General features: G+C 67.7%; 11 protein-coding genes. 2 read left to right on the forward strand and 9 right to left on the reverse strand.

The window, feature by feature from the left end; all coding sequences use genetic code 11:
* The 4 genes from H0W40_RS04555 to H0W40_RS04570 form a co-directional block, all read right to left on the reverse strand.
* On the reverse strand, positions 1-5,546 hold a 5,546-nt coding region (locus H0W40_RS04555), incomplete at its 3' end, for a peroxidase family protein (protein ID WP_292443700.1).
* Positions 5,547-5,599: 53 nt separating this feature from the next.
* Positions 5,600-6,208: an SCO family protein gene (locus H0W40_RS04560; RefSeq protein ID WP_292443702.1), complete on the reverse strand. Its 609-nt coding sequence runs from the start codon at positions 6,206-6,208 to the stop codon at positions 5,600-5,602.
* A 97-nt stretch (positions 6,209-6,305) separates the two neighbouring features.
* Positions 6,306-8,036 (reverse strand): multicopper oxidase family protein, encoded by a 1,731-nt coding sequence (locus H0W40_RS04565; RefSeq protein WP_292443704.1) that lies wholly within the window; start codon positions 8,034-8,036, stop codon positions 6,306-6,308.
* Positions 8,011-8,475 (reverse strand): hypothetical protein, encoded by a 465-nt coding sequence (locus tag H0W40_RS04570; RefSeq protein WP_292443706.1) that lies wholly within the window; start codon positions 8,473-8,475, stop codon positions 8,011-8,013. Before H0W40_RS04570 ends, H0W40_RS04565 begins: the two co-directional genes overlap by 26 nt.
* Positions 8,476-8,914: 439 nt before the next feature.
* On the opposite strand from H0W40_RS04570, the gene H0W40_RS04575 reads away from it, so the two are divergent.
* Positions 8,915-9,529 (forward strand): CHRD domain-containing protein, encoded by a 615-nt coding sequence (locus H0W40_RS04575; RefSeq protein ID WP_292443708.1) that lies wholly within the window; start codon positions 8,915-8,917, stop codon positions 9,527-9,529.
* A 514-nt stretch (positions 9,530-10,043) separates the two neighbouring features.
* On the opposite strand, the gene H0W40_RS04580 is transcribed toward H0W40_RS04575, so the two are convergent.
* The 5 genes from H0W40_RS04580 to H0W40_RS04600 all read right to left on the reverse strand — a co-directional run bounded on the left by H0W40_RS04580 (position 10,044) and on the right by H0W40_RS04600 (position 23,481).
* Entirely contained in the window at positions 10,044-12,239 is a 2,196-nt protein-coding gene (locus tag H0W40_RS04580) for a response regulator (RefSeq protein WP_292443709.1), read from the reverse strand.
* Positions 12,236-18,568 (reverse strand): HAMP domain-containing protein, encoded by a 6,333-nt coding sequence (locus H0W40_RS04585; protein WP_367153735.1) that lies wholly within the window; start codon positions 18,566-18,568, stop codon positions 12,236-12,238. Before H0W40_RS04585 ends, H0W40_RS04580 begins: the two co-directional genes overlap by 4 nt.
* Before the next feature lie 322 nt (positions 18,569-18,890).
* Entirely contained in the window at positions 18,891-20,810 is a 1,920-nt protein-coding gene (locus H0W40_RS04590) for an ATP-binding protein (protein ID WP_292443710.1), read from the reverse strand.
* 73 nt (positions 20,811-20,883) lie between these two features.
* Positions 20,884-21,447, reverse strand: a complete 564-nt coding sequence (locus tag H0W40_RS04595; RefSeq protein WP_292443712.1) for a YfiR family protein — start codon at positions 21,445-21,447, stop codon at positions 20,884-20,886.
* Between the two features lie 48 nt (positions 21,448-21,495).
* The gene (locus H0W40_RS04600) at positions 21,496-23,481 is read right to left on the reverse strand and encodes a TonB-dependent siderophore receptor (RefSeq protein ID WP_292443713.1); all 1,986 of its coding nucleotides are present in this window, start codon (positions 23,479-23,481) and stop codon (positions 21,496-21,498) included.
* A gap of 182 nt (positions 23,482-23,663) precedes the next feature.
* Here H0W40_RS04600 and H0W40_RS04605 point away from each other — a divergent pair, with 182 nt between their 5' ends.
* Entirely contained in the window at positions 23,664-26,471 is a 2,808-nt protein-coding gene (locus tag H0W40_RS04605; protein ID WP_292443715.1) for an ATP-binding cassette domain-containing protein, read from the forward strand.
* Positions 26,472-26,611: the final 140 nt, after the last annotated feature.

Genomic DNA, 26,611 nt, shown 5'->3' on the forward strand with positions numbered 1-26,611 from the left:
TCCTGCAAGTCCGTGCCGCCTTCCGCGTCGAAGCCGGTCACGAGGTCGGCCCCGGAGCCGGCGCCCAGAACGATCGTGTCGTTGCCGCCGTTGACCAAGGCGAACGTGTCGGCGCCGCCCAGGCCGGTCAGCACGTTGTTGCCGACGTTGCCGGTGATGATGTTGGCGACCGAGTTGCCGGTGCCGTTGATGTTGGCGGTGCCGGTCAGGGTGAGGTCGGGCCCTTCGTCTTCGGCCAGGGTGCGGGTCGTGTCGCTCTCGACCGGGTTCAGGGGCGGCGGTGGTGGGTCGATGACGCCGGCATTGACGATGAAGTCGGTGATGCTCACGTTCGCCTGGGCGATGCCGGCCAGCGTAACGGTGCTGCCGCCGGCGATCGTGACGAGGGTGTCCGCGCTGCCGGTGCCGGTGGGCGAGAAGGTCACGCTGGTCGCGAAGTTGGTCGTGGTGATGTCGGCGAAGCCGCGCAGGTCGATGAGGTCCTGCAAGTCCGTGCCGCCTTCCGCGTCGAAGCCGGTCACGAGGTCGGCCCCGGAGCCGGCGCCCAGAACGATCGTGTCGTTGCCGCCGTTGACCAAGGCGAACGTGTCGGCGCCGCCCAGGCCGGCCAGCAGGTTGTTGCCGCTGTTGCCGGTGATGACGTTGGCGGCGGAGTTACCGGTGCCGTCGATGTTGCCGGTGCCGGTCAAGGTGAGGTCGGGCCCTTCGCCTTCGGCGAGGACGCGGCTCTCCGAGCTTTCGACCGTGCCCGACGGCGGCTCCGGAATGCTGCCGCCGTCGACGAGGAAGTCGGCGCCGTTGACCGTGGCGGCGGCCACGCCGGTGAGCCGGATGGTGTCGACGCCGATCGTGACCAGCGTGTCCGCACCATCCGCGCCGATGACGACGCGGTCCCCGAAGTTGTCGACCGTGATGTCGTCGGCCCCGGTAAAGCCGCGCACGTCGATGCGGTCCTGCGCGCCCGCCGTTTCCGAGACGGCATCGAAGCCCACCACCGTGTCGGCGCCGAAGCCGGCGGCCAGGAACTCGATCGTGTCGTTGCCGGTCGTCACGTTCAGCGTGTCGTTGCCGCCGCCGCCGATCAGCGTGTCGTTGCCGCCGGCGCCGTTGAGCGTGTCGTTGCCGATGCCGCCGCGCAGCACGTTGACCCCGCTGTTGCCGGTGATGACGTTGTCGCCGGCGTTGCCGGTGCCGTCGATGCTCGCGGTGCCGGTCAGGGTCAAGTTCTCGATGTTGGTGACGAGCGATTCGACGGTGATCGTGCTCTGGATCGTGTCGGTGCCTTCGTTGGCGAGTTCGTTGACGACGTCGGCGATGTTGTCGATGACGTAGGTGTCGTTGCCCACGCCGCCGCTCATGATGTCGACGCCGGTGCCGCCATTGAGGAGGTCGTTGCCCGCGTTGTCGATCAGCTCGTCACTGCCCGCCAGGCCGTGAAGCTGGTTGTTGCCGCTGTTGCCGGTGAGGATGTTGTCGCGCGCGTCGCCCACGCCGGTGATGTTGCCGGTGCCGGTCAGGGTGAGGTTCGGCGGGTCGTCGGCAAGCAGGCCGTAGCTGGTGGAGCTCTCGACCGTGGTGGGCGGCGGGGGCGGGGGCTCCGGCGCCGGTGGGCCCTCGAGGATGAAGTCGGCCACCCCAATGCCGGCGGCCGCGACGCCTTGCAGCGTGACCGTGTCGCCGTCGATCGTGACCAAGGTGTCGGCCCCTAGGGCTTCGATGGTGACCCGCTCGGCGAAGTTGGCGGCGGTGATGTCGTCCGCCCCGGTGTAGCTGCTCACGTCGATCAGGTCCTGGGTCGTCGCCGAGTCGCCCTCGGCATCGAAGCCGGTCACCGTGTCGGCGCCGAAGCCGGTCGCCAACACGATCGTGTCGTTGCCGGCCGAGACGTCGATGCGGTCGTCGCCTGCACCGCCGATCACCACGTTCTGGCCTTCGCCGGCATTGAGGGTGTCGTTGCCCAGGCCGCCGTCGAGCCGGTCGTCACCGGCCGCTGCGCCGCTGGCGAACACGATCTCGCGCACGATGCTGATGTCGCGGGGCAGGATGGTCCTGGCGAACACGCCGGCCTGCAGTTGCGACATGCTGTCGTAGCGCAGACCGCCGTGTTCGAGCTGCACGCGCAGCCAGGCGTCGCCGTTGAGCAGGTCGTCGCCCGCGCGGCCCTCGATGAAGTCGCTGCCGCCGCCGCCCAGCATGATGTTGCCGCCGCTGAAGCTTGTCACCCCGGGGCCGCCGAGCAGAGCGCCCAGGCCGTCGATGAGGCTGATCTGCGGTGCGTCGTTGAGCGCATTGTTGAAGCCGGTCGTCACGTCGAGTGTCGTCAGGTCCGCCGATACCCGGTCGTCGCCGCGCAGGGTGTCGTCGAGGTTCCAGCCCGAGATGCCCTCGACCGAGTCGAAGCGGTCCGCGTTAGCCTCCGCTGGCGGAATCGGCACGTTCGGCGGCAGCACGTCGAACAGCAGGTCGGCGTCGGCTGCATTCGGCTCGAGGTAGTGCGTGACCCAGTCGAAGCCGAGCATGCCTTCGAAGCGCTCGACGCCGCTGCCACTGACCATGATGTCGTCGCCCGACTCCGAGTCGTAGTCGTCGTTGCCGCCGTCGCCCTTGATGACGTCGTTGCCGCGGACCTTGCTGGCCTGGAACGGGTCGCCGTTGTCGCCCTGCAGCAGGTCGGCGGAGCCGCCGCCTTCGATCCAGTCGTGGCCTTCGCCGCCGAAGATGGTGTCGGTCGAGGTGCCGCCGCGGACGAAGTCGTTGCCGGCGCCGGCAAAGGTTTCCTGCAGGCCGCCCGCGGCAACCACGAAGTCGCCGCCGGGCCCGGCGATCACCAGGTCGGCGCCCAGGCCGGCGTTGATGGCGTCGTCGCCGGTGCCGCCCTTGATGTTGTCGTCGCCGAAGCTGTCCGTGATGATGTCGTCGCCGTCGCCGCCCACCAGCGAGTCGTTGCCGGCGCCTCCTTCGATGCGGTCGTTGCCGCCATCGCCGTAGACGGTGTCGTCGCCTTCGTCGGCGCGCAGGTCGTTGTTTGCGTCGGTGCCGCCGATGACGACGTGCTCCCCGCCCACGTAGCGCAGGTTGACGCCGTCGCTGGTGACGCCCGCGGTCCAGGTGCTCGGGTCGTCCAGCTCGAAGCTCTGGTCGGGCACGATGAAGATGTCGGCCGGCAGGTGCTTCACGCCCGGCAGGTTGCGCATCACGATGTCGGAGAAAGTGTTGTTCTCCAGTTCCACCAAAAAGTTCTGGCCGGCGGTGCGCGCCAGGTAGTACATGCGGTCGCCGTCCTGCAGCTTCTCCATCTGCGTCTCGAAGACGAAGTTGAAGCTGGAGCCGAGCATGCCGCCGAAGGGCGCCGTCTTCTCGGCCAGGCCGCCGATCCAGAAGTCGACGTTGTTCAGCCCGCCCAGGCTGCCCCCCCCGTAGAGGTCGCCGCGGGCATTGAGGAAATCGTAGGCATCGGTGTTGCCATCGGTGCCGTTGCTGGCCTTGCCGTCGAAGACCAGCGTCTGGGCGGCGGCGCGCTTGGCCTCCATGGTGGTCGCGCCGATGATGCTGGCGTGCGTGCCGTAGGCGGCAATGAAGTTGACGAGCGACGCTGGATGCTTGATGCCGGTCTGGAAGTCGTTCCAGCTGGTGTAGGGGGCCAGCGCTGAATCGGTGGTGGCGTCGAAGAACTGCTTGCGCGCCACGTTCAGGCTCGGCACGCCGGCGTCGCGGCCGCGCGCGATGTTGATCGCGCCCAGGTCGAGCGGCAAGCCGACCAGGTTGCTGCGCACGCCCTCGGCGACGAACTCGTCGATCGCGTTGCCGGTCTGGCGCGTCATGCCGCGCACGATGGCTTCGGCCGCGTCGATCGAGTCGATACCGCTGTTGGCGAATTCAACGGGGTTGAGGAAGGCCTGGATCAGGGTGAGGTCCGACGACACGCCGGCGTCGTTGACCCGGTCCACCTCGCCCGTGAGCATCGAGTGGCCGAATCGGTAGACGGTGTGCGCGAACTCGGCGGTGATGGCCGGGTTGATCGTCACGTCGTAGCCGGCGAAGATGTCGACCTGCGGCTGGATCTTGCGCGCGAACTCCTCGAACACAAGGTGCTGGTACTGCATCTCGTTGCCGAAGCGGGCGGCTTGGAACAGGCGCTCGCCGTTCCATACGGCGGGCGAAGTTTCGGTGGTGGGCGAGAGCTGCCACTCCGCGAGCAGCGTCGGGTCGTTGGTGGCCAGCAGGTCGGCCTTGATCTGCTCGACCAACCGGTTGTGCTCGGCGTGAAACACGTGGTGCACCGTGGTCAGGCCGATGTTTTCGTTGCCGCGGCCGTCGCCGGTGATGTAGTGCGCCTCGAGCAATTCGTTGTCGTACTGGCCGGCCAGCGGCGGCTCGTTCGCCGCGTTGATGCCGGTGTCGCCGTCGGCCGTTTTCAAGGCCCCGCGGTTGTCGGCCGGATTGGCGGTGTGCGCGATGTCGTCGAGGAAGGCGTGGTTGGTGCGCAGCGCGTTGACGGTGCTGATGGGCGCGGCGGGGTTGCCTTCGATAACGCCCTCCGTGGTGACGAGCTGCGCGTAGCCGTTCGGCCCGCGGGCGAAGCGGCCGTACTCGTCGGTGACGACCTGCGGCACGTTCAGCACGTCGGCATCGGTGAGCGCGATGCCGAGCATCTCGCGCGCCTGTTGCTTGATGTCGGCCCACGTCGCCAGGCCACCGCCGGCGCCGTCGAGCATGTGGCCGGTGGCCACCGGGTCCCCGGCCGCATTGAGTTCGTATTCGCGCAGGAAGACCTGGTGCGAGGGGTGCGAGGTGTAGGTCTGGTTCTGGTCGACGTGGGGCGTCGTCTGGTTGGTGTGACGGTGGATGTCGTCGGCGGTGCCCACCTGGCCATCGGGGCCGGGCAGCACCTGGGTGTTGGACAGCCGGGTCAGCGGCATGAAGGCCTGATTAGGCGGCAGGGGGCCGTTGGGGCCCGTCATCAAGGGGTCGTCGTCCTTCAGCGGGATGAAGATCGTGCCGCCGCCCTTGTTGGCGAGGTCCAGGCCGTGGTCGAAGAACTGGCCGAACAGGGTGAACCAGGAATTGAAGGGCGACGACAGGCCCAGGTCGGGCGACACGTTGGGCATCACCAAAGTGTCTCCGTCGAGTTCTTTCAAGTCGGCGGGGTTCCAGGCCGAGACCGCGGCCGGGTTTTCCTCGGTCTGCGTTGCGATCAGGTTGCTGATGACGCGCGGCTGCGAGTCGAACACCGAGCCGCTGGTCTGCCAGTAGTTGGTGGCGGTGCCGATCGCTTGCGGGCCGGGCCCGTCGGGGTCGAAGAGCGACACGGCCTCGCCGGGCAGGAAGTGTTGCTTGGTCAACAGGGGGAAGAGTTGGTCCGCCGCGCCCCAGTTCTCGCGCCCCGCAACGAGGTTGTTGTAGCTGCCGTCGACCGTGCGCACGCCGAAGGGCAGCAACGGGTCGCCGACCAGCGTGCGGATCGATTGCGGCGTGCCGGCGGCATGAGCCTCGCCGGTCTTGATCTGTTCAAGGATGAATTCGAGGTCTGCGAGGTTGATGTTCATGGCAGTGTCTCCGTAAGGTGGTTCGATGTTTGAGAGGCGAGAGGCGCGGGGCTTCAGAGCTCGAGGCGCCGCTGGTAGCCGGGGATGGGGCGCTTGTGCGGATCGACGGCGCGGATCGATTCACAGATCTGTTCGGGTTCGGCCAATGCGGGGTTCATGCACCAGCGGTCGAGCGCGTCGTTGCCGATGCGCACCATGCCGGTGTGCTGGGAGCGGTCGGCATCGACCACCGGGTCGAGGTCGAAAAAGCCGAAGCCGCGGCGCAGTTGCTCGATGTCCGCCGGTCGGCCGGTCACGAAAGTCCAGCCGGGGCCGATGCGGTAGCGCTGCATGTACTCGGCCAAGGCCTGCGGCGTGTCGTGCTCGGGCAGCAGGGTGATCGAGATCATGAACACGTCGCGGCCGGCGCGCGGGCCGAGCATGCGCTGCACGTTCAGCAGGTTGGCCGTCATCGGCGGGCAGATGTTGCTGCACTGCGTGTACGTCATGTTGAGCAGCACGATGCGCCCGCGCACCAGGTCGTCGTAGAAGCGCAGGCGCCGGCCGTCGTGGGTGAGCACGATCGGGTTCGGCAAGCGGCGTCTGCCCGCGAGCGGCGTCCCGGCGTATCTTTTGGGCTTGCCTTCGGCCGTCCAGGCGGCCAGCCCAGCAGTGGAGAACATGCCGGCGGCCAGCAGGCCGGGACCGATGCCCGCCAATGCCTGGCGCCGGGCCGGTTCTTCAGGGACACGACGACCGTCGTCCCCCGCTTGGAGTGGGTTAGACGATGTCATAGCGCACCATCATTGAGTGGTCTTCATGCACGGTGTTGTGGCAGTGCATGACGTACTTGCCGGTGAAATCGCGGAAGCGCAGATACACCTCCAGGGTCTCGTTCGGGCCCAGGTAGAAAACGTCCTTGCGCCCGCGCTCGTGGGGCGGGGGCAGCTTGCCGTTGCGCTTGAGGATCCGGCCCTCTTCGAGGTGGATGTGGATCGGGTGCGCCCAGCCGCCGCTGTCGTTGCGCAGCTTCCAGATCTCGGCGGTCCCCTTTTTCGGGAAGGCCACCGGCCTGTTCTTGAACAGCCTGCTGTTGACGGCCCACGCACCGTTGGTGCGGTCGAACGTGAAGGTGCGCCTTTCCTCCACCGGCTGGTCCATGTTGGGCAGCGGGCGCAGCAGGGCCGGCACGCGGCTCTCGTCCTCCTCGTTGCCCTGCGCATCGCGGTCGACTTCGAACTTGAGGATCGGCACCGGCGTCCTCAGGAAATCCTTCTCGGGCTTGCGGCCGTCGAGTTGGTTCAGGCGATTGACGAGGAAAACCTCGCTGCCTTTCTGGAAGAGCGAGAAATCGAAAACGATGTCGGCGCGCTCGGCGACGGCCAACCGCACGCTGCTCATCGTCAGCGGCGCGGGCAGCAGGTTGCCGTCGTTGGCGATGTACTGGAACTTCTGCACCGGGCCCGTCGGGCTTCCCAGGCGCAGCTGCAGGTCGTAATTGCGGGCTGGCCCGGCATTGAGGAGGCGCAAGCGGTACTTGCGGCGCGCGGCGTTGTAGAAGGGCTGGATGCGGCCGTTCACGGTCATCTTGTCGCCCACGAAGCCGTCGTTGTCGAACGGGTCGAACGACAGCGCCACGCCGTCGGGCGTGAAGCGCTTGTCGGCCAGCACGAAAGGCTGATCGAAGTCGCCGCTCGGCAGGCGCAGCGCGGTCGGGGAGGACAGGTCGTGCTCGTCGCCGTTGTCGATGTGGTCGTAGGCGAGGAAGAAGCCGCTGAGCCCCCGGTAGGTGTTCTGCGCGGTGAAGTCGATGCGGTGGTCGTGGTACCACAGCGTGCCGAGGGCCTCGCGCTCATCGCCGATGCCGCCGTACTGGTCGACACCCGCATAGACCATCGGATAGTGGTGGTCCTTGAAGTGGCCGGGCCCGGTGAGCGTGGGCCCGTGGTCGGTGGGGCTCCACCAGTCGATCGGAAAGCCGTCGCTCTCGGACGGCGTGTGCATGTTGTGCAAGTGGATCGAGATCTCGGGCGAGCCGTAGCCCTGGCCGAGCTGCCGCAGCTCATTGCCCATGCGCACCAGGATCGGCTCGCCGTAGCGTGCGTGGATCATCGGCCCGGGGCATTGGTCGTTGAAGCCCCAGGTCGTCACCTCCGGCAAATCCTTGTGCCATTTCAGCGGGTACTCGCCGGCGTGCATGTCGTAGAGCTTTTGCGGCGGAAAGCGGTCCCAGGCCTGGTGGGCGGCGCGACCTACTTCCCCGGCCACCGGCAGCTTTCCCGGCGCGGGGCTCAGGCTGGCCACCGGTTGCAGAGGCTTTTGCGGCTCCAGTTCGTCGCGCCAGGGTTCGGTGTAGGGGCTCTGGGGCGTCGTCGTCGTGGTCTGGGCCTGCGCCACCCAGGGGGCGGCCATGCAGACCCCGCCCAGCGCCGCTGTCTTGAAGAAGTCGCGCCGCTTCGGGGCCGCCAGAGGCGGCAGCGGGGACTCAGCTTGCTCTGCGTTCGGCTTCATGTTGTTCACCTTTTTGTTCGAAGACAACAACGGCGGCGCATGTCTCGTGCGCCCGCTCCAGGGCCAACACGACGACGCAGTCCAGCGCGGCGTCGCGCGAGCCGTCTTTCAGCACGGCCTTCCCGCAGGATTCGCGGAAGGCGCTCACAAGGAGATCGGTGGCGGCGATGGTCACGTCCGCCGCGGACGGGGCGCTCAGATCACCCGCCTCGATGCGCGCGTCGGCGGAAAGATCGCCAAGCGGATGCGACGATGCGATGGCCGCGGCACTCGCGCGGTGATCGGCGGCGCGCAGCCAGCGCAGCCACCGGCTCGACAGCCGGCGCGACTTGGGCAGCGAGAAGCCCTGTTCGCTTTCCAGATGCGCGATGGCTGCGCACAGGTAACACAGCGCGACCCGGGTGGCCTGACGTTCATCGCACTGCATCCGCACGACCATGCTGGAGCTCCGTCGCGCCGTTCGTCATGCTTTCTCCGTGGCTTGCACGGAGCACTTCGATCCGGTGGCGCATTGGAGTCAACGGTACGCACGGCGATGGGCCGTGTCTTGTCGGCAACGATGGATTCGGACGTGGGACGAGTCCGCAAGTCGTGCAGGCGCCGGCTCACCCGGGCTGCGTGATCGGCTCGACCGGCTGTAGGACTCGTCCTACAAACGTGGCGCCGACGCACTCCAAGAACCCGTGTGTGACCGCGAACACAAGGGCGATGCGACGGTTGGCCAGGCGGCACCGAGCGCCTATCTTCAAGAGGAGCGGGCGACGCGCTCGCCAAACAGCTCGGTGGCCTTGATGGCACGCGCTGCGCAAACCGCTGCCAGTGCCGTCTCTTACCGCCCGCCTCTCAACGCCCATTCACCCCATGCAAGGAGTTCGGTCATGAAACTGCTTCCCGCCGTGGCTGGATTGGCGCTCGCTGCAACGCTCGCCGCGCCGAGCCAAGCCGTCCAGATCGTCTACTCGGCCACCCTTGCCGGAACCAATGAGGTGCCGCCCAACGCGTCGCCGGGCAGCGGAGCGGCGACAGTCGTTCACGACACGCTGGCGCAAACGCTCACCGTCAGCTACAGCTTCGCCGATCTCACCTCGGGGTTGTTCGACGGGCACATTCACTGTTGCACCACGGCCAGCGGCAACGCCGGCGTTGCGGTGCCTTTCAGAGGTATGCCGCTGGGCGACACCGCGGGCGGAGACGACTCCGAGATCTATGACCTGACGTCGGCAACCAGCTTCTCAGCGGGATTCCTGAACGACGTCGCTGGAGGGTCGGTGCCCAACGCCGAGGCGATTTTGGTCAACGGTTTGAGTTCTGGCCTGGCTTATTTCAACCTGCATTCGGAATTGATTCGCAGCGGAGAAATTCGAGGCCAACTCGCGGCAGCCACGGCACCGATCCCGGAGCCGCGCATTGCCGCGATGCTGCTCATGGGCCTGGGCGTGCTGGGCTTGGCAGCCCGTCAGCGCCGCCGTGGCGACGCCGACTCGGTGGCTTGAGGAAACGGCCTCAGCCTGGGGCCTCGAAGGGCCAGGCGCGTCGCTCAAGGTAACCCGTCTTTACCCGAAACGGGCCGGCCAGGCGTTCGCTCGGAGGCTGCGGCACAGTAGGGCGCGCGGCGTCCGTGGCGTAGCGCTCGCGGGGATCGTCACCGCCCGTCGCGGGCAGGCTCCGAGCAGGGTGGGCACGGTCCGAGGTCGATTTGCGCGCCTGCATGGTGGTCTTTCGTTGCTCTATCCGGTCTATCCGGTGTCGATACGCGCTACGGAGCGCTCGCCGGGCACCGTGACAGCAAGGTGACCCAGGCGGGCACGTTGCAATGCTCATGCCAGCCCGCTGCCGGGTGAGGCACACAGGGCAGTCGGGCAGTGCGCAAGGCGCCGCACCGGTAATTTGTTCTTCACAACCGGCAGCTTTGCGGGCGCTTCTTGCAAATGCTTGCAAATAGCCAAGCGTTTCCGAATAGTGAAGCGCTTGCAAATGGCATGCGGCCCGCAGCCCGTGGCACTCGGGTCAGGGCGACTGACGCCGCATTTCGCGTCGCGAGGCGCCGGGTGCGCCCGCGGCGGTTTCCCGCCATTCGGCAATCCGCTTGACGAGCAATTCCGGATCGGCCGGCTTTACGAAATGGGCATCGAAGCCGGCGTCGATCGCCTGTTGCTGGTCGCCCTTCTGACCGTAGCCGGTCAGAGCCAAGATCAGGGCGTCGCGGGTCTGCGGGGTCTGGCGCAGCCGCCGGGCGACTTCGTAGCCGTCGAGACCGGGAAGGCCGATGTCGAGCACCACCACGTCGGGCGCGTAGACCGGCGCGCTGGCCATGGCCTGCATGCCGTCGCCGACGGTCTTGACCTCGTGGCCGGCCAGCTCGAGGTAGAGCGCCACCGTCTCGGCGGCGTCGCGGTTGTCGTCGACCACCAGCACGCGGCAGCCCCCACTACTCGCTACTTCCGGGGGATTCGTCAAGGGCTCTTCCACGGGTTTGACCTCTCTCAGGCAGGGCAGGCGTACATTGAATTCCGCACCGAGGCCGCTGCCCCGGCTTGACACGTCGACGCTGCCATTGTGGAGTTGGACCAGGCGCTGAACCAGCGTCAGGCCGACGCCCAGGCCCCCCTGGCTGCGGTCGAGCGGGCGGCGTCCCTGTTCGAACAGCTCGAACACATTGGGCAGAAGGTCGGCCTCGATGCCGATGCCGTTGTCGGTGACGGTGAGCAGCGCCTCGCCGTTGTCGAGCACCAGCGAAAGACCGATGGCGCCGCCTTCGTCGGTGTACTTGGCCGAGTTGTTGAGCAGGTTGCCGATCACCTGCGAGAGCCGGGCCGGGTCACCGCGCAGCCACACGGGGGCGTCGGGCAGGCGCAGCGTGAGCGCGTGCTTGCGCTCGTCGATGAAGTGCCGCACCGTCTCGACCGCGTGGTGGATGACGATCAGCAGATCGAGCGGCTCCATCTGCAACACGATCTTGCCCTGGCTGATGCGTGCCACGTCGAGCAGTTCTTCGACCAGCCGGTTCATGTGCGCGACCTGGCGGTCCGCGACATCGGTGGCCCAGGTGAGCTTGGCATCGGCCGGCGCCAGGCGGCGGATCAGCTCGATCGCGTTCCTGATCGGCGCCAGCGGGTTGCGCAGCTCGTGCGAGAGCATGGCGAGGAACTCGTCCTTGCGCTGGTTGGAGTCGTGCAGGCGTTGCTCTGCCTGGCGCCGCACTACCAGCTCGGCCTCCAGGCTGCGGTACAGGCGCGAGTTCTCGAACGCGATGGCGGCGCGCGCGGCCAGGTCCTCGAGCAGCGCTTGATCGACGCCGGCCGCTTCGTCGTCGACGATCAACGCGCCGAGCACGCGTTCGCCCACCGCGAGCGGCAGCACCGTGCCGGCTCGCACGCCCGGCGTGCCGTCCGGCGCCGGCCTGGGCGGTAGCGCGACCGGCAGGCGTGTTTCCAGGCAGCGGCAGAAGGCCAGCTGGGCCGCCGGCGAGAGCTGCTCGAAGCGGCGCGGCACGAACACCGGCGCGGCGCCGGGCTCACCCGCGGTGCAGCTGAGCAGGCGGTCGTGATCGGCATGTTCGTCGCGCATCACCAGGGTGCTGCTTGCGGCCAGCTGCGGCGTGACCAGGCTGAGCAGCTTGCGCATGCGCACGTCGATGTCGAGCGAGCCGCCCAGCTCGGCGCTGGCCTGCGAGAGGAAGTTCGAGCGACGCGTGCTCTCTTCGGCAGCAAAGCGCCCCGCCTCGGCCGCCGCCAGCGCGACCCTTTCCTCTGCGCGGCGGCGCAGGCGCTTTTGCATGCTGTGCAGTTCGACGAAGACGCGGATCTTCGAGCGCAGCACCTCCGGGATCACCGGCGACATGATGTAGTCGACTGCGCCCAGCGCATAACCGCGCGCGGTCTGCATCTCGTCGGCGTACGCCGTGATGAAGACGATGGGCGTGTGCGCCGAGCGCCGGTAGCGGCGGATCAGCTTGGCGGTCTCGAATCCGTCGATGTCGGGCATGTTGACGTCGAGCAGGATCACGGCGAACTCCTGCCGCAGCACCTCGCGCAGCGCCGCGTTGCCCGAGCGCACGAACACCAGGTTCTGGTCCAGCTCCTCGAGCATGGTCTCGAAGACGAGCAGCTTTTCGGGCAGGTCGTCGACGATGAGGATGTTGGTTTTCTCGCCCGCTTCCGGGTCGAGTTCGCCGAAACCGGAGATCGACCCGGCGGTAGTCAACGACACAGCCATCCTCTCAACACTGCCAGCAGGTTGGCCGGCTCGACCGGTTTGCTGAGGTAATCCCACGCGCCTGCCTCGATGCATTTCTGGCGATCGCCCTTCATGGCCTTGGCGGTCACGGCCACCATCGGCAGCTCTCGGCCCCGCGGCAGTTTGCGGATGGCTTGCATGGTGGCGATGCCGTCCATCTCCGGCATCATGATGTCCATAAGCACAATGTCGATCGTCGCATCCTCCTGAACGATGCGGATCGCGTCGCGGCCGTTGTCGGCCGAAACGATGAGCATGCCCTCGTCGTCCAGCACCGTGGCCAGCGCGAAGATGTTGCGCATGTCGTCGTCCACGATCAGCGCCTTCTTGCCCGCCAGCGGGTGCTTGCGGCGGTGCACTGCCTCCACGGCAAGACGCTCTTCATCGGAGATGGACGCCGGGCTGCGGTGCAGCAGGAAGGCGCTCTCGGCCAGCAGCGCTTCCAGGTTCTCCGCCTCGCGCAGCACGAAGCCGCCGCGGTGGTTGCGCCAGGGGCTGTCGGGGCTGTTGAGGCTCGAGTGCAGCAGCACCGGGAGCTGGCAGCAACCGGCGCGCTGCTCGGTGGCTTCGCGGATGTCTTCGGGCACCAGACCGCCGATGCTCTCGTCGATCACCACGCAATCCGCCTGGTGCAGCAGCTCTTTCGCGGCAGCGGCGTCGTCCACGACGGTGGCTTCGACCTCGGCTTCGAGGGCGGCCACGTAGCGGTCGCGCAGGGGGCCGGCGGGCATCACGACCAGCAGCTTCTTCGTGGTGGTCTCCACATAGCGGTGCAGTTCGGCAATGGCGGCGTCGACCGCATCCCGGGACTGCAGCGGCTTGGCCAGGAAGCCGATGGCACCGGCCTGCAGGGCGCGTTCGCGCGAGTCGTCGGTCGAGACCACGCAGATCGGGATGTGGCGGGTGACCAGGTCGCCCTTCAGTCGGTCGAGGATGCGCCAGCCCTGCATGTCGGGCAAGTGAATGTCGAGCGTGATCACAGAAGGGTGGAACTCGCGCGTCATGGTCAGCGCGCCGGCGCCGGTGGTGGCGACCAGGCCCTTGAAACCGTTCTGGCGCGCCGCCTCGAGCAGTACCTTGGCGAAGCTGAGCTCGTTCTCGATGATCAGCAATACGCGGTCGCCGGTGCTGATGCCGCTGCGGTCGTCGTCGGCGACGTTGAGCGCGGCCATCGCGTCGGCGTTGCCGGCTTCGTTGTCGAAGGCCTCGTCGGGCGAGATCGCCAGGGCGCTGGGCGTCAGACGGCGAAGTTCCTTGCGGCCGCTTTCAGCCAGCGGCGCCAGGCCCGAGTCGCGGAACTCATCACCGCCGATCAGACGCACATGGCGAGCACTGCGAGAGGGGTTGTAGCTTTGCGGCAGGTACAGCGTGAAGGTGCTGCCCTTGCCGGGCGCGCTGGCCAGCCGGATCTCGCCGCCGAGCAGGCGCGCCAGTTCGCGGCTGATGGCCAGGCCCAGGCCGGTACCGCCGTACTTGCGCGAGGTGGAGCCGTCGGCCTGCTGGAAGGCCTCGAAGATGATCTGCTGCTTGTCGGGCGAGATGCCGATGCCGGTGTCGCTGACCGAAAACGCGATCACCTGGCTGGCGCGGCCCAGTTCCTCGTTGTCGAGCGACCAGCCGCTCTCGGCCACCGCGATAGAGAAGGCCACCTGGCCCTGGTGCGTGAACTTGAAGGCGTTGGACAGCAGGTTCTTGACGATCTGCTGCAGGCGCTTGACGTCGGTGACCATGGTGCGCGGCAGCGGCTGCTCCACGTCGACGACGAAGTCCACGTGCTTGGATTCGGCGAAGTGCCGAAAGCTCCGCTCCACCGAGCGGTGCAGGTCGTCCAGGCGCAGCTCGCTCACATCGACCGCGACCGTGCCCGACTCGATCTTGGAGAGATCGAGGATGTCGTTGATGAGCATCAGCAGGTCGTTGCCCGAGGAGTGGATGGTCTTGGAGAACTCCACCTGCTTCGGGGAAAGGTTGCCGCCCGGGTTCTTGCAGAGCTGGTCCGAGAGGATCAGCAGCGAGTTGAGCGGCGTGCGCAGCTCGTGCGACATGTTGGCCAGGAATTCGGACTTGTACTTGGACGTCAGCGCGAGCTGTTCGGCCTTTTCTTCCAGCGCCTGACGGGCCTGCTCGACCTCCTGATTCTTGCGCTCGACTTCCTCGTTCTGATGGGCCAGCAGGCGGGCCTTGTCCTGCAGTTCCTGGTTGGTCTGCTGCAACTCCTGCTGGCGGCTTTGCAGCTCCTCGGCGAGCGACTGCGATTGCGTCAGCAGGTGCTCGGTGCGGGAGTTGGCGTCGATGGTGTTGATGACGATGCCGATCGATTCGGTGAGCTGCTCCAGGAAGGCCTCGTGCGCCGGGTTGAAGCGTTCCAGCGAAGCGAGCTCGAGCACGCCGCGCACCTGGTTCTCGAAGATGACCGGCAGCACCAGCACGTCCATCGCCGTGTTTTCGGCGAGGCCCGAGGCGATGCGGAACGCCTGCGAGGGCACATTGGTGAGCAGGATCTTCTCGGCGTCCAGCGCGCACTGGCCCACCAGGCCCTGGCCCAGCGCAATCTGCTTGCCGTGCGTTTGCTGGCCGCCGGACGCGTAGCTGGCGAACAACTCCAGCATCGGCGAGTCGTCGGCCGTGTAGCTCATCACATAGAACTCGGCCTGCTGCGCACCGACCACGGGCGCGAGCTCCGAGAGGATCAACTGGCCCACGGTGACCAGATCCTTCTGACCCTGCAGCATGCGGCTGAACTTGGCGAGGTTGGTCTTGAGCCAGTCCTGCTGGGTGTTCTTCTGCGTGGTGTCCTTGAGGTTGCGGATCATCTCGTTGATGGTGTCCTTGAGCGCCGCCACCTCGCCCTGCGTTTCCACCGTGATCGAGCGCGTCAGGTCGCCTTGCGTCACGGCCGTTGCTACCTCGGCGATGGCGCGCACCTGCGTGGTGAGGTTGGCCGCCAGCTCATTTACGTTTTCCGTGAGGCCTTTCCACGTGCCCGAGGCGCCCGGCACCTTGGCCTGGCCGCCGAGCTTGCCTTCCACGCCGACCTCGCGCGCCACGGTCGTCACCTGGTCGGCGAAGATCGCCAGCGTGTCGGTCATGCTGTTGATGGTGTCGGCCAGCGCGGCGATCTCGCCCTTGGCTTCCACGGTGAGCTTTTGCTTGAGGTCGCCGTTGGCCACCGCTGTCACGACCTTGGCGATGCCGCGCACCTGGCCGGTCAGGTTGCCGGCCATGAAGTTCACGTTGTCGGTGAGGTCCTTCCAGGTGCCCGACACACCGCGCACTTGCGCCTGTCCGCCCAGTCGCCCTTCGGTGCCCACCTCGCGCGCCACGCGTGTCACTTCCGCCGCGAAGGAGGAAAGCTGGTCCACCATGGTGTTGATGGTGGCCTTGAGCTCGAGGATCTCGCCCTTCACGTCCACCGTGATCTTCTCGGACAAGTTGCCCGCCGCCACCGCCTTGGTCACGTCGGCGATGTTGCGCACCTGAGAGGTGAGGTTGCTCGCCATCAGGTTGACCGAGTCGGTCAGGTCCTTCCAGGTCCCGGCCACGCCCTGCACATCGGCCTGGCCGCCGAGCTTGCCTTCGGTGCCCACTTCTCGCGCCACGCGCGTCACCTCGGCGGCGAAGCTGCGTAGCTGGTCCACCATGGTGTTGATGGTGGCCTTGAGCTCGAGGATCTCGCCCTTCACGTCCACCGTGATCTTCTTGGACAGGTCGCCGGCCGCCACCGCCTTGGTCACGTCGGCGATGTTGCGCACCTGGCTGGTCAGGTTGCCGGCCATCGAGTTCACCGAATCCGTCAGGTCTTTCCAAGTGCCCGAGACGCCCTTCACGTCGGCCTGGCCGCCGAGCATGCCTTCGGTGCCGACCTCTCGCGCGACGCGCGTCACTTCGGCGGCGAAGGAGGAGAGCTGATCGACCATCGTGTTGATGGTGGCCTTGAGCTCGGCGATCTCGCCTTTCACGTCGACCGTGATCTTCTCGGACAGGTTGCCCGCCGCCACGGCCTTGGTCACGTCGGCGATGTTGCGCACCTGCGAGGTGAGGTTCGACGCCATCGAGTTGACCGAATCGGTCAGGTCTTTCCACGTGCCGGCGACACCCTGCACGTCGGCCTGGCCGCCGAGTTTGCCTTCGGTGCCGACCTCGCGCGCCACGCGCGTCACTTCGGCAGCAAAGGAGCGGAGCTGGTCCACCATGGTGTTCACGGTGTTCTTCAGCTCGAGGATTTCGCCCTTCACGTCGACCGTGATCTTCTCGGACAGGTTGCCCGCCGCCACGGCCTTGGTCACGTCGGCGATGTTGCGCACCTGGGAGGTGAGGTTGCTCGCCATGGAGTTGACCGAGTCGGTCAGATCCTTCCACGTCCCGGCCACGCCCTTCACATCGGCCTGACCGCCGAGCATGCCTTCGGTGCCCACCTCGCGCGCGACGCGCGTCACTTCCGCCGCGAAGGAGGAGAGCTGGTCCACCATGGTGTTGATGGTGTTCTTGAGCTCGGAGATCTCGCCCTTCACGTCCACCGTGATCTTCTTGGAGAGATCGCCCGCCGCCACCGCGGTGGTCACCTCGGCGATGTTGCGCACCTGGCTGGTCAGGTTGCCGGCCATGAAGTTGACCGACTCGGTGAGGTCCTTCCACGTGCCGGCCACGCCCTGCACGTCGGCCTGGCCGCCGAGCTTGCCTTCGGTGCCCACCTCGCGCGCCACGCGCGTCACTTCGGCGGCGAAGGATCGCAACTGGTCCACCATGGTGTTGATGGTGTTCTTGAGCTCGGAGATTTCGCCCTTCACGTCCACCGTGATCTTCTTGGAGAGATCGCCCGCCGCCACCGCGGTGGTCACCTCGGCGATGTTGCGCACCTGGCTGGTCAGGTTGCCGGCCATGAAGTTGACCGACTCGGTGAGGTCCTTCCACGTGCCGGCCACGCCCTGCACGTCGGCCTGGCCGCCGAGCTTGCCTTCGGTGCCCACCTCGCGCGCCACGCGCGTCACTTCGGCGGCGAAGGACCGCAGCTGGTCGACCATCGTGTTGATGGTGGTCTTGAGCTCCTGGATCTCGCCCTTCACATCGACCGTGATCTTCTTGGACAGGTCGCCCGCCGCCACCGCCGTGGTCACGTCGGCGATGTTGCGCACCTGGGACGTGAGGTTCGACGCCATCGAGTTGACCGACTCGGTGAGGTCCTTCCACGTGCCGGCGACGCCCTGCACGTCGGCCTGGCCGCCGAGCTTGCCTTCGGTGCCCACCTCGCGCGCCACGCGCGTCACTTCTGCCGCGAAGGAGCGCAGTTGATCGACCAGCGTGTTGACCGTGTTCTTGAGTTCGAGAATTTCGCCCTTGCCATCGACCGTGATCTTCTTGGAGAGATCACCGGCGGCCACCGCCTTGGTCACGTCGGCGATGTTGCGCACCTGCGAGGTCAGGTTGCCGGCCATCGAGTTCACGGAATCGGTCAGGTCCTTCCAGGTGCCCGACACGCCTTCCACCCGCGCCTGCCCGCCGAGCGAGCCTTCGGTGCCGACCTCGCGCGCCACCCGCGTCACCTCGGAGGCGAAGCTGCGCAATTGGTCCACCATGGTGTTGATGGTGTTCTTGAGCGTGAGGAACTCGCCCTTCACGTCCACGTCGATCTTCTTCGAGAGGTCGCCCTTGGCCACCGCGGTGGTCACGTCGGCGATGTTGCGCACCTGGTCGGTCAGGTTGCCGGCCATCGAGTTGACCGAGTCGGTGAGGTCCTTCCACGTGCCGGCCACGCCCTTCACGCGTGCCTGCCCCCCCAGCTTGCCTTCGGTGCCGACCTCGCGCGCCACGCGCGTCACCTCGGCCGAGAAGTTGCCGAGCTGATCGACCATGGTGTTGATGGTCTTGGCGGTGCGCAGGAACTCGCCTTCCAGCGCCCGGCCCTCGACGTCCAGCGCCATGCTCTTGGACAGATCGCCCTGCGCCACCGCGCCGATCACGCGCGCCACTTCGCTGGTCGGGTGCACCAGGTCGTCGATCAGTGCGTTGACGTTGTCGATCGACTCGCCCCAGAAACCCCGGGCCTGCGGCAGCGCGGCGCGCTGCTTGAGCTTGCCTTCCTTGCCGACGACCTGTCGCATGCGCGCCAGCTCGCTCGCCATGGCGGCGTTCTGCTCGACCACGTCGTTGAAGACATCGGCCACCTTGCCGGCCATGCCGTTCCAGTGCAGCGGCAATCGCACGCTGGCATCGCCGCGCTTGAGCGAGGTCAGCGCCTGCAGCAGCGCCTTGAGCTCGTCCGTGGAGGCGGCAACGCCCGGGTCGTCCAGTACTTTCATCCGATGTCCCCGAATAAGCCGGGCATTCCGATTGCCAGCTTTTGACCGTCCCGTAAGGCAGCGGGAACTCCTGCGCGGAAATTTCTACCGCAAACTGTTCTCGAGCACGGCAAACCCTACGGGCTTGCTACGCCTGTGTTGCTCCTCCTACTGCCGCGGGCCTTAGCAGCGCAGTGAAACGCAAGTTCCGCAAAGGAGTGCCGCCGCACGGTGCAAGCAGCATGCCGTGCTTTAGAGGCGCACGTAGCGGATCAGCGCCGATGGGACGGCCCCAGTCGCCACGCCACTCGCAGTGCCCCGTGCATGCTCGGCGACTCGTGCTTCAACTGCGAGCGCGTTCCTGGAGCAGGTGCAACACCTGGTCCAGATCGACCGGTTTCACCAGGTGGTGGTCGAACCCCGCCTGCCGCGAGCGCAGGCGATCGCTGTCCTGGCCCCAGCCGGTAATCGCCACCAGCATCACACCCTGCATGCGCGGCTGCATTCGCAATCGCTGCGCGAGCTCGTAGCCGTTGAGGCCAGGCATGCCGATGTCGAAGAAGCCGACGTCGGGCCGCCGCGCCGTGGCGGCCTCGAAGGCGGTCAGGCCGTCGAACACCACCTGCACCTGGTGGCCCTGCGCCTGCAGCATGCTCGACAGGCTGCTGGCGAAGTCGGCGTTGTCGTCGGCGACCAGCACCTGCAGCGGCAGCCTGTCGGCTTCGTCGGCGCCGTCGCCCGCACGGCGGGCGTGCGGGGGCGGCGGCATCGAAGCGTCGGGCTGCGGCACGGCGGCCGGCGGATGCTCGGCCAGGCGCAGCGAGACCGAAAAGCGCGAGCCCTGCCCGAGCCCGGCGCTGGCCACCGAGAGGCGCCCGCCGTGCAGCTCGACCAACTGCCGAGCCAGGGTCAGCCCCACGCCGAGCCCGGCGCGTCCACGCTCGAGCGACTGGTCGACCTGCGTGAACATTTCGAAGATCTTTTCCTGCATCGCCGGCTCGATGCCGATGCCGTTGTCGGTGACGTGCACCACGGCGTTGCCGTTCTCGATGGCCAGCTCGACCGTGATGTGGCCATCGGGATCGGTGTACTTGGCTGCATTGGTCAGCAGGTTGACGAACACCTGCGCCAGGCGCATGGCGTCGGCGTCGAGCCAGACCGGCTCGCGCGGCAGGTGCGTCGCCAGCGTCTGGCCATGCGCGCGCATCTGCGGCTCGGTATGTTCGACCGCGCTCCTCAGCACCGCCACCAGGTCCAGGCTGGCGCGGCGCAGCTCGAGCTTGCCGGTGCTCATGCGCGAGAGCTCGAGCAGGTCGTCGATCAGCCGGACCATCTGCTTGAGTTGGCGCTCCATGATGACGCGGGCACGCTGGCGCATGGTGGCGTCGGCATCGCCGCGCTTGAGGATCTCCAGCCCGTTGGCGAGTGGCGCCAGCGGATTGCGCAGTTCGTGCGCCAGCGTGGCCAGGAACTCGTCCTTGCGCCGGTCGGCGGTGCGCAGCGCATCCTCGACCTTCTGGCGCTCGCGCATTTCGATCGACAGGTCCGCGTTGGCGCGCTCGAGCGCGTCGGTGCGCCGGCCCACTTCGGCGAGCATGGCGTTGAAGGCATCGACCAGCACGCCGATCTCGTCGGAGCTGGTCTTGGGCACGCGCAAGCCGTAGTTGCGCCGATCCACCACCTCGCGTGCCACGTTGGCCACCTGCTCGATCGGCTCGGTCACGGCGCGCTGCAGCCGCTGGAAGATCAATGCCGACAAGCCCAGGCTCCCCAGCATGATCAGCGCGAGGATCAACGCGTAGTCGCGCAGGCGGTCGCCGTAGTCGTAGCGAGCGCGAAGGTAGACGGTGCCCGCCATCTGGCCGTTCACGTCGATGGTCTGGAACACCTCGAGATCGTCCCCGTCGAAGCGATAACCGGTGGGCTGCGGCTTGGCCGGCACCGGCGCGGAGCCCTGGGCAGGGGAGCGGTAAGTCACGAACAGCTTGCCTTCGGGGCTGTAGAAGGCCGCCGAGCGAATCTGCGGGCGCTGCTGCAAGGTCGCGAGGTTCTCGCGCGCCACCTTGGGGTCGTCGAAGGCCAGCGCCGATGCGCTGGAGCTGGCCATCAGTTCTGCCTGCGTCTGCAGGTCGTCCACCGAGGCGCTGCGGTAGGCGCGCAGGTCGTAGGTCAGCAGTGCCAGCGCGCTGAGCAGCAGCGCCAGGCCAGTGGTCAGCATGACGACCAGCATCAGCTTGCGGCGCAGCGTCAATTTGTCGCTCATTTGTGCACCCTGGGCGCTGCGCGCCGTCCCGCCGAGCGGGAGCGAGCCTCCTTCGGAGCGGCCGGGCGGAGGCTCATGGCACCACCCGCTCCGCCACCGCCAGCAGCCGCGCGCTGAGCCGGATGCCGGCGCGCTCGGCGGCCGGCGGAGAGGCTTCGAACCGTACACGCCCTTCATGGAGCAGGAAGTTCAGCATGCCGCCGCTGGCCAGGCCGCCGGGCTGGTCGGTGACCAGCAGGAGGGGCAGTGCGCGGGCCGATGCGAGCCAGGCGCTCGGCAATCCGTCGGGCGCCGGCACGTAGAGCATGTGCACGCCTTCGAGTGTTTCGCCGGGCATCACCCGCCTTGCACGAAGGGGCCGACCATGAACGCTGCGTCCGGCGAGCACCGGCGTCAGCTCGGCCAGCACCTCGGGCGCGTCGACCACGCCGATGATGATCGGCGCGTCGGTGGCGGCGAACGCCCGCGGCGGCCATTCGACGAAGCCGGTGAACTTGTAGAGGTAGGCCGCCTTGACGCTGGCCTCCAGCGTGGCCGCGACGGCCGGCCCGACGGCAGCAACGGTGAGCCACCCGGCCAGCGCTGCCTGCACGAGCGCACGCAGGACGGCTCGGCGGGAAGGGCAGCGCAACTCCATCGCGGTATTGTGCTGGGCTTCGTGCACGTCGAATCGGCAGCCGACGCGCTAGAACTCGGCGTGCAGCTGCAGCGAGGCGGCACGGCCGTGCTCGACGCGGCGGCTCGCCGTGGCCCACTCGACCTGATCGGCGTCGAGCAGGTCCTTGACCAGCAGCGACACTTCCACCTTGGGGTTCACGCGCCAGGCCAGCCGGGTGTCGACTGCGGTGTAGGACGACACGTCGAACTGCGGCCGCGAGGCCACGCGGCGCACGCTCAGGTCCCAGCTGTGGCGCGGCGTCAGGTCGAGCGCGGAGCGCAGTTGCCACCAGCCGTTGGGGTCGTTGCCCAGCGCGTTCAGGCCGATCGTGTCGACCTCGCCTTGCTTCACGCGCAGCCGCTGATCCAGCGAAACGCCGCCGGCGGTGAGGCGCCAGCGCGGACTCACGCGCCAGGTTGCAGTGGCCTCCAGGCCGCGGGTCGAGCCCTCGATGTTGTTCTCGAGCACCTGGCCGCGCGGCGTCGGCGTCACGCTGCGCAGATCGTCGTGGTCGTGATAGAAAAAGGTGAGCGAGTACGAAAAGGTTTCCGTCAGTTGACCGCGGTGGCCCAGTTCCAAGACATCAGAGACTTCCGACTCGAAATCCGGCCCGCCGGCGATGTTGAACGTGCCGTCTGCGTTGGGCTCGGCCGGCGAGAAAAACTCGCGGTCGATGCGCGAGGGCGCGCGGACCGCGCGTTGCACCGAACCCCAGAACAGGCTGGACTCGGTGGCTCGCCAGGCCAGGCGCACGCTGGGCAGCGTTTCCAGGCCGGTGTAGGGGTTGTGCTCGAGGCTACCGGCGAGCGTGAGCGTCAGGCGGGGATGCAGCTCGATCTGGTCCTGGATGAACAGTCGGCTCCAGTTGAGCGTGCGGTCGTTGGGCCGGAAGCTCACTCGGGCATTGCCGGTGGTCTCGTCGCGCGAATGGCGGAAACCGGCGCCGAGCAGCACACGGTGGCGGGGCGCCGGCGCAAAGCCGTACTGCGCCACCGCATCGACCGTGTCGAGCGTTTCGGAAAAGCCCAGCACCTGCAGCCGCTCGGTGCGCTCCACATAGGCCTGCACGCTGGCCTGTGCGCCATCCGCCATCGTGCGTTGCCAGCGGCCGAGCACGTTGGCGCCTTCCACTTCGGTGGGGTTTGCCGCCGAGTCGATCAGGTTGCGGTAAAGGTCCCCCTGCAGCGTGATCTGGTCGCCGCGGCGCGACCAGTCCGCCCGAAAACCGGCCTGCTGACCGTCGGCCTGGTCGTTCACCGGGCTGCCGTCGGCATTCGTGCTGTTGGAGCGGTCGAAGGCCTTGGCATAGACGCGGTAATGGCCGCTGATCTCGTCGTCGTTGCCGGCCAAGGCACCGCCCCAGCGTACCGAGCCGCCGCGCTCGCGGTTGCCGGCGTGGGCGTGCACGGCGGTGCCCTGCGTCTCGGCGGCCGAGCGGGTGATGACGTGGATGAGCCCATTGACCGCATTGGTGCCCCACTGCGCGGTGCTGGGCCCGGTGATCACCTCTATGCGATCGACCTCGCTGAGCAGCACGTCCTGCGCGTCCCAGAACACGCCCGCGAAGAGTGGCGTGTAGATGCTTCGACCGTCGATCATGACGAGCATCTTGTTGGCCAGCGGGTTATTGAAGCCACGCGCGCTGATCGCATAGCCGGACGCGTCGACGCGGGCCACGTCGAGCGTCGGCGCCAGGCGCAGCGCCTCGGTCAGGGTGGTGGCGCCTGAGCGGCGGATGTCATCGGCGCGGATCACGTATACCGAGGCGGCCACGTCCTGCAGCGGTTCGCTGCGCAGGGAAACCGAGGTCACGACGATCTCGCTCAGCTGCTCGAGCGACAGGTCGGCCAGTGCCGCGCCCCCGGCCGGCGGCGCAGCAACGGCCGCCGCAAGGGCGAGCACGCCGGCCGGCAGGCCGGCCCAGGCGCGCAGGAGGCGAGGCGTCGCCAGGCGCTGCAGGCCGTGCCCCCCCCGGGCCGCCGCAGCACGCAGTACCCCTTGGGCAATGGACATCAGGCTTGCTGCTGGTTTCAAAGTCATGAGCCGGTCACGCCGGCATGCTGCGCTAGCGGCTGAAAGTGCCGGAGTCTAAGGCTCAGCCCGGCCTTCCCGTATGGCTCGAACCCTGTCGAGCCGCAGGACCACCGGCCCGGAAGGTACGCTCCTTTGGGCACACGGCTTGCCTTTGGCCTGCGATGTCGGCCGACAGCATCAACCCATCCACCGTCTTCGCCGGCCTGTGGCAATCGGTGTGGCGCTACCGGCGCCGCACGCTCGCAGCACTCCTGTTGCTGGTGTTGGCCAAGGCCGCGGGTGTGATGGTGCCCCTGGTGCTCAAGGCCATCGTCGATCGTTTCAGCGCCGCGCAGAGCGTGGGCCCCGAAGCCGCGCCGGGCTCCGTGCCGCTGCTGCTGGTGCTGCCGGTGTTCCTGCTGCTCGGTTACGCACTGCTGCGCTTCGCCGGCACGCTGTTCACCGAACTGCGCGACCTGGTGTTCGCACGCGTCACCCAGCGCACCGTGACCGCGTTCGCCGAACGGACCTTCGCGCACCTGATGTCTCTGTCGCCGCGCTTCCACGTGCAGCGCAACACCGGCTCGCTCATCCGCGACGTCGAGCGGGGCAATGCCGGCATCGGCTTCCTGCTCGGCGCGGGGCTCTTCACGGTGGTGCCCACGCTCGTCGAGTTTCTGGCGGTGCTCGCGGTGATGGCCATCGGCTACAGCCTGTGGTTCACGCTGGTCATCATGGTCACCTTCTTCGTCTACGCCGGCTTCACCGTGGCGATGACCGGCAAGCGCGCCCTGCAGCAGCGCAAGCTCAACGAGCTGGACTCGCACGCCAACGGGCGCATGGTCGACAGCCTGCTGAATTTCGAAACGGTGAAGACCCATGCGCGCGAAGGCTACGAGCGCACGCGTTACGCCACCGTGCTCGGCCAGTGGGTCGACAGCAGTCTGGCCAACCAGCGTGCGCTTTCGGCCCTGCACATCGGCCAGAGCGCGATCATTGCCGCCGGCGTGGCCGCCGTGATGCTGCTGGCCGGGGAGCAGACCGTGCAGGGCCGCATGACGGTCGGCGACCTGGTGCTGGTCAACGCCTACGTGATCCAGATCTGCCTGCCCCTCAACGCGCTGGGCTACGTGTTTCGCCAGGGGCGCGACGCGCTGGTGGCCACCGAAAAGCTGTTTGCGCTGCTCGAACAGAAGGCCGAGATCGAAGACCGCCCAACCAGCCAGGCGCTGCAGGTGCGCGGCGGCACGGTCGCTTTCGAGCACGTCGATTTCTCTTACGAAGCCGGCCGCCAGATCCTGTGGGATCTGGACCTGAGCATCCCCGCCGGCCAGACGGTGGCCGTCGTCGGTGGCAGCGGCTCGGGCAAGTCGACGCTGGCGCGCCTGTTGCTGCGCCTTTACGACGTGGACGGCGGGCGCATCACGGTCGACGGCCAGGATCTGCGCAGCATTACCCTGGCGACGTTGCGCGAGGCGATGGGCGTGGTGCCGCAGGACACGGTGCTGTTCAACGACACCATCGCGCACAACATCGGCTATGGGCGCACCAACGCCGGCATGGCCGAGATCATCGCCGCGGCGCAGGCCGCGCAGGTGCACGAATTCATCATGTCGCTGCCCGAAGCCTACGAGACCATAGTCGGCGAGCGCGGCCTCAAGCTCTCCGGCGGCGAGAAGCAGCGCGTGGCCATTGCCCGCGCGTTCCTCAAGAACCCGCCGATCATGATCTTCGACGAGGCCACCTCGGCGCTTGACACTCGGGCCGAGCGGGCCATCCAGAGCGAGCTCGACCGCATCGCCGAGGGCCGCACCACGCTGATCATTGCGCACCGCCTCTCGACCATCGTCAACGCCGACGAGATCGTCGTGCTCGACAAGGGCCGCATCGTCGAGCGCGGCCGCCACGAAGCGCTGCTCGAACGCGCGGGCCTGTATGCGCAACTCTGGAACCTGCAGCGCCAGCAGCAGCAGTTCGAGCGGCTCGAGCGCGCGCTCGCGCGCCAGCCGGTCAACCTGGCCGTGCTGCTCGCACAGACCATCGACGGCCTGCGCGAGCAGATCGAGTCGCGGCAGGTGCGCTTGGTCAGCGAAGTCGATTTCGAGAACGCCAGCGTCACTGGCGACCCCAGCACGCTCGCGCAGGCGATGCGTGAGTTGTGCATGTGGGCCTTGGCGGGCACGCCGCCCGGCGGGCGCATCGAACTCAAACTTGAGCGCGACGGCGCCAATGCGCGCCTGAGCGTGACCGACGGCCGCCACGGCCTCGCGGCTCATGCGCCTGCCGTGACGCCGCCAGTTGGCGCCGGCGCCTCGACGGGCACGCCGCCGCGCGGCACCGAGACGCCGCTCGATCCGCTCGAACTGCGCAGCACCATCGAGCGCCAGGGCGGCAGCTTCACCATCGAGGCGCCGTCATCCACCCACGGCATGCGCTACGTGATCGAGCTGCCGCTGCGCGCGGTGGTGGTGCCGGCGTCCCTGCTGCACGGCAGTCAGTCCGGCGAGCAGATCGCCACCGTGCCGTACGCGCAGCGGCCCAGCCGGCCGCTGGCCGGCCTGCGCGTGTTCGCCATCGACGACGACGCCGACGCGCGCGAAGTGATCCGCCATCTACTCGAGCTCGAAGGGGCGCAAGTGCTGTCGTTCATGAGCGGCGCGGAAGCGCTGGGCTGGCTCGGCGCACAGCCGCGACCGCAGTGGCCCCAACTCCTGGTCTGCGACATCGCGCTCGGCCAGGAAGACGGCCATGCGGTGATCCGCCGCGTGCGCGAGATCGAAGCCGAACGCGGCGTGCCGCCCAGCGAGAGGGTGCCCGCCATCGCGCTCAGCGGCCTGGCCCGCGGCGACGACCGCGTGCGTGCACTGCAGGCCGGCTTTCAGGTGCACCTGGCCAAGCCGGTCAACCCCGACGAGTTCATCGCAACGATCTTCACGCTGGCGCGGTCGGGCCGCAACGCGGCCGGCCAGCCGATCCTGCCGGCAGGCTGAGGTGCCGGCCGGCTTGCCCTCCGCACGTTTTCCATGAAAGACTGTTCATGACCACGACGACCCGAAGCCATACCGCCATCGGCAGCGATTCCGAAGTGACTGCTGCGGGCAGCCGCGATCACGAAGCGCCCGTTGTCGGC

The organism is Methylibium sp., assembly GCF_013817345.1.
Taxonomy (GTDB): Bacteria; Pseudomonadota; Gammaproteobacteria; order Burkholderiales; family Burkholderiaceae_C; genus Methylibium.

Coding starts and splice junctions, on each gene's coding strand:
- H0W40_RS04560 (WP_292443702.1), bottom strand. CDS start 6,208: ATGTTCTCCACTGCTGGGCTGGCCGCCTGGACGGCCGAAGGCAAGCCC.
- H0W40_RS04565 (WP_292443704.1), bottom strand. CDS start 8,036: ATGAAGCCGAACGCAGAGCAAGCTGAGTCCCCGCTGCCGCCTCTGGCG.
- H0W40_RS04570 (WP_292443706.1), bottom strand. CDS start 8,475: ATGGTCGTGCGGATGCAGTGCGATGAACGTCAGGCCACCCGGGTCGCG.
- H0W40_RS04575 (WP_292443708.1), top strand. CDS start 8,915: ATGAAACTGCTTCCCGCCGTGGCTGGATTGGCGCTCGCTGCAACGCTC.
- H0W40_RS04585 (WP_367153735.1), bottom strand. CDS start 18,568: ATGAAAGTACTGGACGACCCGGGCGTTGCCGCCTCCACGGACGAGCTC.
- H0W40_RS04590 (WP_292443710.1), bottom strand. CDS start 20,810: ATGAGCGACAAATTGACGCTGCGCCGCAAGCTGATGCTGGTCGTCATG.
- H0W40_RS04595 (WP_292443712.1), bottom strand. CDS start 21,447: ATGGAGTTGCGCTGCCCTTCCCGCCGAGCCGTCCTGCGTGCGCTCGTG.
- H0W40_RS04600 (WP_292443713.1), bottom strand. CDS start 23,481: ATGTCCATTGCCCAAGGGGTACTGCGTGCTGCGGCGGCCCGGGGGGGG.
- H0W40_RS04605 (WP_292443715.1), top strand. CDS start 23,664: ATGTCGGCCGACAGCATCAACCCATCCACCGTCTTCGCCGGCCTGTGG.